Source organism: Streptomyces sp. TRM68416, assembly GCF_014596915.1.
GTDB lineage: Bacteria > Actinomycetota > Actinomycetes > Streptomycetales > Streptomycetaceae > Streptomyces.
In genome coordinates, this window is the sequence record NZ_JACVWU010000018.1 from 165,946 (window position 1) to 178,659 (window position 12,714).

The 12,714-nt window shown below is 71.2% G+C and carries 10 protein-coding genes and 4 tRNA genes; 8 read left to right on the plus strand and 6 right to left on the minus strand.

Annotation, left to right across the window (positions count from 1 at the left end):
- Positions 1-14 precede the first annotated feature (14 nt).
- The 4 genes from ICC28_RS27145 to ICC28_RS27160 form a co-directional block, all read right to left on the minus strand.
- Positions 15-91: transfer RNA gene (locus ICC28_RS27145), tRNA-Phe, on the minus strand.
- Between the two features lie 27 nt (positions 92-118).
- Positions 119-193: transfer RNA gene (locus ICC28_RS27150), tRNA-Asp, on the minus strand.
- Between the two features lie 38 nt (positions 194-231).
- Positions 232-304 (minus strand) — tRNA-Glu (locus tag ICC28_RS27155).
- Positions 305-384: 80 nt separating this feature from the next.
- Positions 385-1,935: a metallophosphoesterase gene (locus ICC28_RS27160; RefSeq protein ID WP_188291335.1), complete on the minus strand. Its 1,551-nt coding sequence runs from the start codon at positions 1,933-1,935 to the stop codon at positions 385-387.
- A gap of 84 nt (positions 1,936-2,019) precedes the next feature.
- Between ICC28_RS27160 and ICC28_RS27165 the strand changes: the two genes are divergently transcribed.
- The 8 genes from ICC28_RS27165 to ICC28_RS27200 all read left to right on the plus strand — a co-directional run bounded on the left by ICC28_RS27165 (position 2,020) and on the right by ICC28_RS27200 (position 10,165).
- The gene (locus tag ICC28_RS27165; RefSeq protein WP_009327618.1) at positions 2,020-2,370 is read left to right on the plus strand and encodes a metallopeptidase family protein; all 351 of its coding nucleotides are present in this window, start codon (positions 2,020-2,022) and stop codon (positions 2,368-2,370) included.
- 76 nt (positions 2,371-2,446) lie between these two features.
- Positions 2,447-2,989, plus strand: coding sequence for a hypothetical protein (locus ICC28_RS27170; RefSeq protein ID WP_188291336.1), 543 nt, complete (start codon positions 2,447-2,449; stop codon positions 2,987-2,989).
- Between the two features lie 209 nt (positions 2,990-3,198).
- Positions 3,199-5,265 (plus strand): DEAD/DEAH box helicase, encoded by a 2,067-nt coding sequence (locus tag ICC28_RS27175; protein WP_188291337.1) that lies wholly within the window; start codon positions 3,199-3,201, stop codon positions 5,263-5,265.
- Positions 5,266-5,499: 234 nt separating this feature from the next.
- On the plus strand, positions 5,500-7,623 hold the full coding sequence (locus tag ICC28_RS27180; protein WP_188291338.1) for an FG-GAP repeat domain-containing protein: 2,124 nt from the start codon (positions 5,500-5,502) through the stop codon (positions 7,621-7,623).
- 315 nt (positions 7,624-7,938) lie between these two features.
- Positions 7,939-8,011 (plus strand) — tRNA-Lys (locus tag ICC28_RS27185).
- Positions 8,012-8,301: 290 nt separating this feature from the next.
- The gene (locus ICC28_RS27190; RefSeq protein ID WP_188291339.1) at positions 8,302-8,715 is read left to right on the plus strand and encodes a hypothetical protein; all 414 of its coding nucleotides are present in this window, start codon (positions 8,302-8,304) and stop codon (positions 8,713-8,715) included.
- A gap of 74 nt (positions 8,716-8,789) precedes the next feature.
- Positions 8,790-9,440 carry a hypothetical protein gene (locus ICC28_RS27195; protein WP_188291340.1) on the plus strand — a complete coding sequence of 217 codons (651 nt, stop codon included), beginning with the start codon at positions 8,790-8,792 and terminating at the stop codon, positions 9,438-9,440.
- A gap of 86 nt (positions 9,441-9,526) precedes the next feature.
- Positions 9,527-10,165, plus strand: a complete 639-nt coding sequence (locus ICC28_RS27200) for a hypothetical protein (RefSeq protein ID WP_188291341.1) — start codon at positions 9,527-9,529, stop codon at positions 10,163-10,165.
- 94 nt (positions 10,166-10,259) lie between these two features.
- Here the strand turns inward: ICC28_RS27200 and ICC28_RS27205 are convergent, their stop codons facing one another.
- Complete coding sequence (locus tag ICC28_RS27205; protein ID WP_188291342.1) at positions 10,260-11,279, minus strand: DUF389 domain-containing protein; 1,020 nt, start codon at positions 11,277-11,279, stop codon at positions 10,260-10,262.
- Positions 11,280-11,490: 211 nt separating this feature from the next.
- Positions 11,491-12,711: a cation:proton antiporter gene (locus tag ICC28_RS27210; protein ID WP_188291343.1), complete on the minus strand. Its 1,221-nt coding sequence runs from the start codon at positions 12,709-12,711 to the stop codon at positions 11,491-11,493.
- Positions 12,712-12,714 lie beyond the last annotated feature (3 nt).

A 12,714-nucleotide genomic window follows, 5' to 3' on the forward strand; every position in this document is an offset into this window, starting at 1 on the left:
GGACGTTCTCCCACTGGTGGCTGGGGCCGGGATCGAACCGGCGACCTATCGCTTTTCAGGCGATCGCTCGTACCAACTGAGCTACCCAGCCACGCAGCTCACCGATGTGAACTGCAAGCGGTCCTGACGGGATTTGAACCCGCGGCCTCCACCTTGACAGGGTGGCGAGCACTCCAAACTGCTCCACAGGACCCAGCTATCGCATTATTCGCTTGCGGGAATTGCAAAGTGTGCCCCCAACGGGATTCGAACCCGTGCTACCGCCTTGAAAGGGCGGCGTCCTAGGCCGCTAGACGATGAGGGCTATCGGCCCGCCTGGGCGCTTCGCAGCGCGTCGGGGACGTGAGAAGCATATGGGATGGCGGGAGGGATCGCCAAAACGGTTTACGGGGTGGGGGCGGGGGAGGGGGTGCCGCCGGGGTGGTTCTCCTCGGGGAGGTGGCGGCTGACCTCGGCCGTCGTCAGGCCCAGGCCGCCCAGTTCGATCTCGTCCCAGGCCTGGAGGCGCTTGGTGTCGCGGTCGAAGTAGAGGATCGAGGTCTCGATCGGGTCGGGGTACTTGCCCTCGATCGCGCGCAGTCCGCTGCCGCCGGTGGAGCCCTCGATGCGCAGGCGGGTGCCGCGGTCGAGGATCTCCATCTCGTCGTGGTGGAGGTGGCCGGCCAGGACGAGGGGGACCTCGCCGTCGACTTCGCGGGCGGCCGAGGGTTCGTGGGCGATGGCGATGTCGACGGGGGTGCCGGCGGCCCGCTGGTCGCGCAGGGCGGAGGCGAGGCGGGCGCCGGCCAGTTCCTGGGAGGCCTCGGCGCCGGGTTTGTTGGTGCGGTCGGGGGTGAACTGGGGGTCGCCCATGCCGGCGAAGCGGAGGCCGGCGACGGTGCGGGCCTTGCCGTTGTCCAGGACGTGGACGTTCTTCAGGCCTTCCAGGTAGCGCTGGGTGATCATCGAGTCGTGGTTGCCGCGGACCCATACGTAGGGGGCGCCGAGGTCCTCGATGGGGTCGAGGAAGCCGTTCTCGGCGGCGGTGCCGTGGTCCATGGTGTCGCCGGAGTCGACGATGACGTTGACCTGGTACTGCTCCACCAGCGAGGCGATGATCTTCCAGCTGGCGGGGTTGAGGTGGATGTCGGAGACGTGCAGGACGCGGATGCTGGTGGGGTCGGGCCGGTAGGCGGGGAGCGTGGAGGTGGCGTCGTAGAGCTTGGTCACGTTGGTGACCAGGCGGGCCAGTTCCTTCTGGTAGACGTCGAATTCGGTGACGATGCTGCGGGCGTCGCCGACGAGGGAGGGGGCGGAGGTCAGGAGCCCGGAGAACTTCGGTTCGAGGACGGAGTTGGGGTTCCAGGTGGCGGCGGCGGTTCCGCCGGAGGCGGCGAGGAGGGTGAGGGCGAGGCCGCCGGCGGCGAGGGCGCGGCGGGGGCGGCGGTAGACGGCGAGGCCGAGTGCGGTGGCGCCGGTGACGACGGCGACGCAGGAGCGCAGGGCGAGGTCGCGGGTGCCGTGGGCGATGTCGCGGGTGACTTCGTCCTGGAGGCCGGTGATGCGTTCGGGGTGGTCGATGAGGGCCTGTGAGCGGACGGGGTCGAGTTGGTCGACGTTGACGTCCAGGCGTACGGGGGCGTGGTGGCTGTCCAGGCGCAGTGCGCCGAGGGGGGAGACGTTGATCTTCGTGCCGCCGGTGGTGGAGGGGCGGAGCGTCATCGTGGTGTCCATGGGGCCGACCGGGACCCGGACGTTGCCGACGATGAGCAGGCCGAGCCAGGCGCCGAGGAGGACGACCGTGATCAGGCCGAGGGCGCGGATCCAGGGGTGTGGCTCGGGGACGAGTTCGGCCGTGGTGGGTGCCTGGCGGGAGCGGTAGTGGCGGGCGAGGGCGCGCGGGGCCCTTCGAATCCGGTGGGAGGCGGTGAGGACGGCGACGGGGACGCGAGCCATTGGTCCCGTATGCCCAAGTCCCGGGGGTGATATGCGGGGTGTCCGAGGGTCTCGTACGGAGGGGGTGTGCCGGACAATGGCTGTGTGCTGGAGATGACGCGCGAGGAGTTCGAGGAACTGGTCGCCGAGGCGCTGGACCGGATCCCGCCGGAGTTGACGCGGCTGATGGACAACGTCGCGGTGTTCGTCGAGGACGAACCGCCCGCGGACGATCCGGAGCTGCTCGGGCTCTACGAGGGGACGCCGTTGACGGATCGCGGGGAGTGGTACGCGGGTGTGCTGCCGGACCGGATCACGATCTACCGCGGGCCGACGCTGAGGATGTGTGAGTCGCGGGAGGACGTGGTCGCGGAGACCGAGGTGACGGTCGTGCATGAGATCGCGCATCACTTCGGGATCGACGATGCGCGTCTGCATGCCCTGGGGTATGGCTGAGCGGGGCGCGTGTCCTCTTGTGGGCGGCGGGAGTTGGGCAGGTCGACTCCTTCACCCGCCCCGGAGGTGGCTGCCCGTGCGCCCCTTGTACGTACCCGTCCGTCTGGCCGCCACGGTCATGGCCGTCGCCGCTGCCGCCGGCTGTATGAGCGTGGGCGAGGACGGTGGTGGTGGGAGTGCCAAGCCGTCGCACTCCAAGGGGCACCGGGGCGGGGAGGCTCCGGACTGGGGGCCGGCGGCCTCGGGGGGTGGTGTCGGGTACGGGGGTGTGGTGGCCGACGGGGAGCGTGGGGACGGCAAGGGCGAGGGCAAGGACAAGCGGAAGGGCGAGGACGAGAGCGAGGAGTCGGCCTCTCCGTCGGCGTCGGTGTCGGCGCCGGTGAGCGGGGCTCCGGCGCCGGACAAGCCGGGCAGCACCGAGAAGCCGGTGGAGTCGGAGCCGACGAAGGCGCCGCCGGTGCCGTCGCGGCCGGCGGATCCGGAGCCGACGCCCACGCCGCCGGAGCCGACGCCGACCGCGGAGCCGACGCCCGCGGAGCCGTCGTCGTCGGCGCCGGGGGACGCGGGGCCGCAGTTGGTCCAGCGGGAGCCGGCGCCGGAGGCCGGATCGCCGGTGTGACCGAGGTCTAATGGGCTCGGTTTGCCTTCGGGGGTGGTGGGTGCGTATGGTGGTAGATCGTTTGATCCCATTTGCCCGGCGCCACTGCAGAGCGCGCCGTGTGGCGCGTACTCTCCCTTGCCGTGGCTGACCGCATAGAGGCGGTCGTATTGCGAATCACGGAGTTGACGGGCGCGTGCCGACGAGACTCCGGAAGGTTTCGCATACGCATGTCCATTTCCAGTACTGATCACGTCGTCGTGCCCGAGAACGGCGAGAACGACGAGACCGGCACCCCCGAGATCACGTTCGCCGATCTCGGTCTGCCCGAGACCGTCGTGCGCAAGCTCGCGCAGAACGGCGTGACCACCCCCTTCCCGATCCAGGCCGCGACCATCCCGGACGCGCTGGCGGGCAAGGACATCCTGGGCCGTGGTCGCACCGGCTCCGGCAAGACGCTCTCCTTCGGCCTGCCGACCCTGGCCCGGCTGACGGGCGGGCGCACCGAGAAGCACAAGCCGCGCGCGGTCATCCTCACGCCGACCCGCGAGCTGGCGATGCAGGTCGCGGACGCCCTCCAGCCCTACGGCGACCAGGTCGGCCTGAAGATGAAGGTCGTCTGCGGCGGTACCTCCATGGGCAACCAGATCTACGCCCTCGAGCGCGGCGTGGACATCCTGGTCGCCACGCCGGGCCGGCTGCGCGACATCATCAACCGCGGCGCCTGTTCCCTGGAGAACGTCGAGGTCGCCGTGCTGGACGAGGCCGACCAGATGTCCGACCTGGGCTTCCTGCCCGAGGTCACCGAGCTGCTGGACCAGGTTCCGGCGGGCGGCCAGCGGATGCTGTTCTCCGCCACGATGGAGAACGAGATCAAGACGCTCGTCGACCGGTACCTGAGCGACCCGGTCCTGCACGAGGTCGACGCCGCCCAGGGCGCGGTGACGACCATGTCGCACCACATCCTCATCGTGAAGCCCAAGGACAAGGCGCCGGTCACGGCCGCGATCGCCTCCCGCAAGGGCCGCACGATCATCTTCGTCCGCACCCAGCTGGGCGCCGACCGTGTCGCGGAGCAGCTGCGTGAGTCCGGTGTGAAGGCCGACGCGCTGCACGGCGGTATGACGCAGGGTGCGCGGACGCGGACGCTGGCGGACTTCAAGGACGGCTACGTCAACGTCCTGGTCGCCACCGACGTCGCCGCCCGCGGTATCCACGTCGACGGCATCGACCTGGTGCTGAACGTGGACCCGGCCGGTGACCACAAGGACTACCTGCACCGTGCCGGCCGCACGGCCCGCGCCGGCCGCACCGGCACGGTCGTGTCGCTGTCGCTGCCGCACCAGCGCCGGCAGATCTTCCGGCTGATGGAGGACGCGGGCGTCGACGCCGGGCGTCACATCATCCAGGGGGGTGCCGCCTTCGACCCGGAGGTCGCCGAGATCACCGGCGCCCGTTCGATGACCGAGGTGCAGGCCGAGTCCGCGGGCAACGCGGCGCAGCAGGCCGAGCGCGAGGTCTCCCACCTCACCAAGCAGCTGGAGCGTGCGCAGCGGCGTGCGGCCGAGCTGCGCGAGGAGGCTGACCGTCTGGTGGCCCGGGTCGCCCGCGAGCGCGGCGAGGACCCGGAGGCCGCGGTGGCCGAGGCGCAGGCGGCTGCGGCCGCGGCCGAGGTCGCGGTGCCGGAGCAGCCGGTGGCGCAGGACGCGGACCGGGGCGAGCGTACCTTCGAGCGTCGTGATGACCGTGGCGGCCGTTCCTTCGAGCGTCGTGACAACGACCGTGGCGGCTTCCGCCGTGACGAGCGTGGCGGCTCCTTCGAGCGTCGCGACGACCGTGGCGGCCGTTCCTTCGAGCGCCGCGACAACGACCGCGGTGGCCGTTCCTTCGAGCGTCGTGATGACCGTGGTGGCCGTTCGTTCGAGCGTCGTGACAACGACCGTGGTGGCTTCCGCCGTGACGACCGTGGCGGCTCCTTCGAGCGTCGCGACGACCGTGGCGGCCGTTCCTTCGAGCGCCGCGACAACGACCGCGGTGGCCGTTCCTTCGAGCGCCGCGATGACCGTGGTGGCCGTTCCTTCGAGCGTCGCGACGACCGTGGCGGCCGTTCCTTCGAGCGCCGTGACGACCGTGGCGGCCACCGTGGCAGCGACCGTCCGTTCAACCGCGACCGCCAGGGCGACCGCCCCGGCTTCCGCTCCGGCGGCCACGAGCGCCCCTACGGCCGCCGTGACGACCACCGCGGCGGCTCCTTCGGGCGCCGCGAGGACAAGCCCCGCTGGAAGCGCAACGGCTGACGCCTGTTGACCCGGAAGGGCCCGTACGACTCCTGTCGTACGGGCCCTTCCGGCGTTCCGGGGCGGAGTGGCTGTCGGCGTAGTAACGGCTTTCTCCACGGCACCGATCCACTACCGGAAGCTATGTGACGGTTGTTAACATCCGTTGCCTTTGCTTCGCGTGGGAGAGCGTGACCGGGGGGTCTCGACACGGTCGCCACCATGCCTGCCTCACTTTTCCCTGGGGAGGGACCCTTGACCCGGCATGCCCGGATCGCACTGACTCTCGTGAGCCTGGCCGCTTTGTCCGCCGGCTCGCTGACCACCGCGGGCCCGGCGGCCGCGGAGACGACACCTACGCCCATTCAGACGGACGGCGTGTGGGGGATCGACTACGCGGGCGGCTTTCTGAGCACCGTGGAGAACACACCGAGCGGATACCAGTGGGTGGTCGGCCGTCAGATCTCACCGGACGGCTCCACGGTGCTGGAGAAGACCAGCAGAGGTTACGCCGACGAATACGCGGGGGGCAGCCATCTGCAGCGGGTGCCGTGCGAGGCCGGGGCACGGGGGTGTGTGCCCATGCGCTCCTTCGGCAACACCTGGGTCGGCTACTTCATGGAGGACGGCGCCGGCAAGCAGGTCGCTCAGATCCATCTCACCGAGAACTCGATGAGCGGGACGGACGAGCCGGTGGTGACCGGCGGCCGTTTCGTGGACGCCACCGGGCGCTACTACGTCTACAACGCCGCTTCCACCGGCAAGCAGTACGTCGACGACGTCGACCACTACCGGTGGACGGACGTGCGGCGGACCCGTTCCGTCACCGCCGCCTCCGTGTGGGGTTCGCGGCTGTGGACGCCGGGCTCGGGCAACGGGGCCGTCACCGCGTACGACCTGGAGGCGAAGAAGACGGTCCAGACCGTCGCCACGGGCGCGCCGTGCACCGTCAAGGAGCTCCAAGTCGTCGGCCGTTGGATCTACTGGAACTGCGGTCCGACGGGCGCCGCGGGCGTGTACGACCGCACGGCGAAGAAGGCCGTCAAGGTTCCGTCCGGTCCGGCGCTGGTCGGCGACGGTTACCTCGTCCGGCACGACCGCACGGCCGGAAAGCTGATGCTGACGGACTACCACACCGGGACGGCCGCGCCCGCCCGTGCCGTCGCCGACCTCCCGGCCGGAACCACCGCCGACCAGCGGCGACTGTCCTGGACCGTGGACAAGTTCGGCGGTGACATCGCGTACGTCGACCAGGACAAGGCGATCCGGATCGTGCCGAGCGGTGTGCCGTCGCAGCCGCTGGCGAAGATCGAGTCGGACGTGGCCGGCGACGCGGTGGACCCGACCGGCCGCAACGGCGTCGACTACTGGGACAGCTTCTGGCAGCTCAACAAGCCCGCGAACTGGACCTTCACCGTGAAGGACGCCCAGGGGCGCGTCGAGCGCACGATCAAGGGCAGCGGTGCGTCCATCGACCTGAGCTGGGACCTGGAGACGGGCGCGGGCACCTACCCGTACAACGGCCGCAAGACCTGGACCCTGACGGCCAACGCCGTCGAAGGAAGCGGCACGTACACCACGGGCGGGACGATCGGCTACAACGGCGGTCGGCAGGGCCACCACGACCAGGGGTACTACAGCTACGGCGAGCTGGTCACGCTCAACTCGTCGGGCACCCTGACCTTGCACTACACCGAGGGCAAAGGCGCCTTCAACTGGAAGCGGTCCGCTTCCGGCTGGCCCGCCGGGACCGTCGCCGTCCCCTTCGGGGACATGGGCAAGGACCGGTGCGCCGAGATGCTGATGCGCATGCCGAACGGCGAGCTGCGCCGGTACGCGGGCAAGTGCGGGGCGTCGTACACCCCGTCGAGCAGCCACACCTCCCTCGGCACCGGCTGGAAGGCGTACAACGTCCTCACCGCGCCCGGCGACCTGACCGGTGACGGCCGGGTCGACCTGCTGGCCCGCAAGGCGTCCACGGGTGACATTTTCCTGTTCGCCAACGACGGCGCCGGGAAACTGAAGGCAGGGGTCAAGATCCGTACGGCGTGGACCGGTTACACGAAGATCGTGGGCGCCGGGGACTTCACCGGGGACGGCATCGGCGACGTGCTCGCACGGGACAGGGCCGGGACGCTGTGGCGTTACGACGGTACGGGGACCGGGCTGCTGAAGAACCGGGTGAAGCTGGCCGCCGCCTGGGGCGGGTCGTACAACGCGATCGTCGGGGTCGGGGACATCACCGGAGACGGGAAGAACGATCTCGTCGCCCGGGACACCGCGGGCAACCTCTACCGCAACAACGGTGACGGCAAGGGGTCGTTCGGGGCGCGGGTGAAGATCGCGAGCGGTTGGCAGGGCTACAAGGGGGTCTTCTAGCCGCCGGTTTTCCGTCACGCCAGTGGCGCATCATCAGCAGGCGGACGCCGGTCGCGGCGGCATGGCTCGACATGATCACGGCCCTGTTCATGCTGCCGCAGGTGTCCCCGGTCGGCTGGGAGACGATCCGCTGTGCGCCGGTCGCCGTGCCGGCTGCCTCGGATTCGTCTCGGTTCGTCTCGGTCTCGTGGGCGCCGGGAGCACGCTGTGCGGGCTCATTCCAGCGCGCTACACCATCGCCGACGCGGCCGTGGTCCCGATACCCGATCGGAGACACGGCCGGGTCCGGCTATGCTCGGGGTGGCAACATCGCCTGGGCCCTTAGCTCAATTGGCAGAGCAGTGGACTTTTAATCCATTGGTTGTGGGTTCGAGTCCCACAGGGCCTACGGTGCGGGTGACGGGGGTGTCCCCTCGGACCTGCTGCGCAGCGCCTGATTCGGCTTCGGTCGGGTCGGGCGCTGCTTCGTTCTCGGGTGTTCTGGCCGGAAGGTGCGCGAACCGCCGGATCACTGTTCAGGAACGGCGTTCGGGCCGTGTGTTGCGCGATCGGTTGGGATGCGGCCGCTCAGGGTTGATCGGCGGCATTGATCGGCCGGTGATGCGGGCTTTCTGATCAATCCTGCGCCGCGGAGATTCGGTTGTGCCCGAATCCAACCGGACAGAAAGGAGCGGAGTCGTGTTCCGTTCGCTCCGCAAGAGACTCACCGGCGTCCTGGCCGTGGCCGCTCTCGCGGGTGGGGCGCTGACCCTGGCCGCGGGGGAGGCCAGTGCCGTGCCTGTGCCCAACCCGCCGTGCCATTCCCCCGTCTTCACCGCCTGCGTGGCGATCTCCAACCACAGCGTGGACGCGTACAGCTGGCGTATCAGTGTCACCGAGCCCAACGGCCACCGGTGGAACCGGTGCCTCCAGGGCGGCCGGCCGCACAGTACGAGCCACTGGACGAACGTGTGGTTCTCCAACAGCGACAAGGTCTCGCTGACTGCCTACCGTGGCGGGAACTGCGAGGGCTGGAGCAGGAACGACGACTGGTGGGGCGACTGGCGCTCGACCCAGGACCAGTACCACATGATCGTCGTCAACAGGCACTGATGGCCGTCGTGCGCAGCTCGCGCGACCGGACCCCTCTCTCCCCGTTTCCCCTCTCCTCGCATGGAGCCACCCAAGTGCGTCCCCACACTCCGACGACCCCCGAGACAGCAGCGGCCGTCAGCAGGACGAAGAAGAAGCGTCGCTGGCCGGTGCCCCTGTTGAGCCTGTGTCTCGCCCCGCTCGTGCTGCTGGCCTCGCCGGGCCCCGCCGCGGCGGACACCTGGTGCTGGAAGCCGAACGGCTACGACATAGCCAAGGGCGACACGACCTGGGCGAAGGCCCAGACCCAGGCACGCAACACCTGGCAGGACTGGGTGTGGCGCGGACCCACGTTCCGCTGCCCCACGAACGTTCCCGGCTGTTCCTACGCCTGGGGCGAGCAGAAGACGACCGGCTGGCAGTGGTCGGTCGGCCTCAGCGTCAGCAACCCGATCCCGTACCTCAACCAGGTGCTCGCCGGCGTCACCCCCTCCTACGGTCGCAACGGGGCCACGTCCACCACGTTCACCTTCACCACGAACCTGAGCCCGGGCCAGTACGCCCAGCCGCTCCAAGTGGTGGAGCGTCGCTGGACGCAGGGCACCTTCGTCGGCGCCTTCCGCACCGACCACTCCAGCTGCGGGCAGGGCAAGGAGCGGTACTGGTGGGACGGCAACTACCAGTGGGGTCACTGGCAGTCCAATCTCAGGGTCAACGACTACGGCACGTACCACGTCTGGCGCTGACCGCTCCAGGCCTGCCCGGCCCCGGTGTCCCCGCACCGGGGCCGGGTCCTTCCCCTCCGGCTTCCGACCTCGTGAGGAATACCAAGATGCCCCCGCGCCGTCTCCCCCGTGCCGCCCTGTCCGCGGCCGCCGCTGTCCTGTGCGGGCTGCTGGCCTCCTGCTCCACCGGCGGCGCATCGTCGGCCACGGCCGATGCTTCCCCGGCCGGTGCCGGTCGTACGGCCGTCTCGCCCGACCCCGCCGTCACTCCCTCCGGCAGCTCCTCGCCCAAGACCCTGCCGCCTTCCCCTCTGTGCACGGTCCTCGACCGGTCCGTCGCCCGGCAGGTGCTGGTCGATCCGAAGCAGGCCCCGCGCCTGGCGCCCGGCAAGGGCACGGCCCTCGACTCGTGCAGCTACACGTCCGGCGACGGAACCGCCATGCTGACCCTCAACCCCTCCGACCGCTCCTACGCCGCCGAACTCTCCGCCGCGCACAGCCTGGTCCGCGACCCCGCGTCCGCGGGCCTGCGCGACGTGAGGTTCACCGAGGTCGCGGGGCTGGGGCAGGGCGCCTTCAGAGAGCGCGCCCATGTGCTGCAGCCGAAGCAGAACGTCGCCTACGCGGTATGGCGCGCGGCTTCCAGGACCTGGGTGCTCACCCTCGCCGACACCAGCAGCAGGGCGCCGGGCGACGAGCGCCTGGTGCCCCTGGCCCGGAAGATCACCCCCCGGCTCCCCGGCTGACCCCGTCGTCGATCGCTCCGGCCCCGGCATCCGAACGGGGCCACGCCGGTCGCCACCAAACGGTCGGGACCGGTTTTCGATGTTGATGTCCGGATCAGCTGCGTCTGCTCTCGCGCACCGTGCAGGTGCCCGTGTCGGCGGGGCACCAGTGGGTGCGCCCGCCGACCAGGTGGAGTTCGAGGTCGGCGTCGCGCATGCCGTTCGCGTCCAGGGCGGCGCGCAGGGCGGTCGGTGCGGGCTGCGGGGGCAGGCCGAGGACGCCGATGACGACGATGCCGTTGCGGGCCTCGACGGAGGCGATCTGCCACTGTCGGTCGGCCGCCCAGCGCTCGGCGACCGGGCGGGCGTTCGCGGCGAGCGCGCGGTCCCGGGCCACGGAGACGGTGCCGGCGGTGAGGGGCACCGCGACGAGCACCACCACGCACGCGACGGAGGCCAGCGTCCTGCCGCGGAACTGTCCGACGCGCAGGTTCGCCCGTTCGGCGCCCGCTCTGACCCCGTAGACCAGGAACACCACGGTTCCCGTGGCCACGATGGCGGCCACGTTGGTGGCGAACAGCAGCGCCGACTGGCCGGCGTCGTGGTAGCGGCGCACGGTGATCAGCAGTCCGGTGACGGCCAGCGGGGGCACCAGGGAGATGGCGATCGCGACGCCGGGCAGGGTGTCGGAGATGTCGGCGCGTACGAGCGCGAAGGCGCCGACCGTGCCCGTGGCCAGCGCGGCAAGCAGGTCGATGAGCCGAGGGCTGATCCGTGAGGCCACCTGGCTGTTGGAGGCGAACGCGTCCGGCGGGGCGGCGATCCAGCCCAGCAGCATCCCGACCGCCACCACGGCCAGGGCGCCTCCCGTCACCAGCAGCACACAGCGGGCGACCTGGTGACGGTCGGCCAGCACCAGGGCGAGGGCGCAGCCCAGGATCGGCGTCATCAGCGGGGCGACGATCATCGCCCCGATCACGGTCGCCGTCGAGTCGCCGACCACCCCGGCGCTCGCGATGACGGCGGCGAGCACCAGCAGGCCCCAGAACCGGGTCGAGCTCGGGCTGCGCGGGTCGCGCTCGATGAACAGGGTGTCCGTCATGCGCTGGGCGGCGACCGCGTCGACCTCGGCCATGGTCAGGTGTCCTTCCGGTGGCGGGCGGGCACGGGGGCGGGCGGCCGGTGCTCCTCCGTCTCGGGCGGGCCGGGTCCGGTAGCGCCGTACGAGAGGGTCGGCCGGACAGGTCCGCCGTGCGTGCCTCCTCGGTTGCCGGGTGCTCCGTATCAGCCCAGCGCCGCGGGCGCGTGGGCGCGAGCGGGGTTACGCCGTCGGGGGAGGCGGTCGGTCACTCGGGGCTCGTCGTCGTGTCCGGGGTGCGAGGCGGCGGCGGTGGTGGTGGTGAGGGGACGGTCGCCGGTGTCCGGCGGGGAGCCGTGGGGCGGGTGGGGGCGAAGCGGGTCAGGACGGGGCCGGATACGGCGAGGAGGAGGACGTAGGTGGTGACCAGGGCTCCGAGGCGCTGGTCCGCGGTGCCGGCGAGGCCGACGATGACGACGGAGAACTCGCCGCGGGCGATCAGGGCGGTTCCGGCGCGCAGGCGGCCGTGGCGGCCCGCTCCGTCGCGGGCGGCCGCGTACCAGCCGGAGGCGAGCTTGGTCGCGGCGGTGATCACGGCCAGTGCCAGGGCCGCGGGCAGCATGGACATCAGGTCGGCCGGGTCGACGGACAGGCCGAGGGCCAGGAAGAACACGGCGGCGAACAGGTCCCGCAGGGGGCTGAGGACGGCCCGTGCCCGGTCGGCGGCGATGCCGGTGAGCGCGAGGCCGATGAGGAAGGCGCCGACGGCGGCGGACACGTGGATGGTCTCGGCGAGCGCGGCCACGACGAGGGTGATGCCGAGGACCCGCAGGAGCACCTGTTCGGGCTCGGGGTGGGTGAGGACGCGGCCGACGTGGTGGCTCCAGCGCAGGGAGGCGGCGACGGCGGCGGCCACGGCCGCGACGGCTGCCAGGACCGCGAGGAGCGCCTGCCACCAGGTGCCGCCGGAGGTGAGGACGGCGAGCAGGGGCAGGTAGGCGGCCATGGCGAAGTCCTCGAGCACCAGCACGGACAGCACCGCCGGGGTCTCCCGGTTGCCGAGGCGGCGCAGGTCGCCGAGGAGACGGGCGATGATGCCGGAGGAGGAGATGTAGGTGGCGCCGGCCAGTGCCAGGATCCCGCCCGCGTCCAGGCCGAGCAGCCAGCCGGCCACGGCGCCCGGGGTGGCGTTGAGGACGAGGTCGACGACCGCGGAGAGGCGGTGGCGGCGCAGGCTCGCGGTGAACTCGGGGACGGTGAAGTCCAGGCCGAGGGTCAGCAGGAGCAGGATCACGCCGATCGAGGCGCCGGTGTCGACGAAGTCCCGGGCGGCCGGGACCGCGGCGATGCCGCCGTCGCCCAGGGCCAGCCCGGTCAGCAGGTACAGCGGCACGGGGGAGAGGGCGTAGCGCCGGGCGAGGGCGCCGAGCAGGCTCAGCGCGGTGAGGATGGCCCCCAGTTCCAGGAGCAGGGGGATGGGGGTGTGCACCGC

Coding starts and splice junctions, on each gene's coding strand:
- ICC28_RS27160 (WP_188291335.1), bottom strand. CDS start 1,935: ATGGCTCGCGTCCCCGTCGCCGTCCTCACCGCCTCCCACCGGATTCGA.
- ICC28_RS27200 (WP_188291341.1), top strand. CDS start 9,527: ATGCCCCCGCGCCGTCTCCCCCGTGCCGCCCTGTCCGCGGCCGCCGCT.
- ICC28_RS27175 (WP_188291337.1), top strand. CDS start 3,199: ATGTCCATTTCCAGTACTGATCACGTCGTCGTGCCCGAGAACGGCGAG.
- ICC28_RS27205 (WP_188291342.1), bottom strand. CDS start 11,279: ATGGCCGAGGTCGACGCGGTCGCCGCCCAGCGCATGACGGACACCCTG.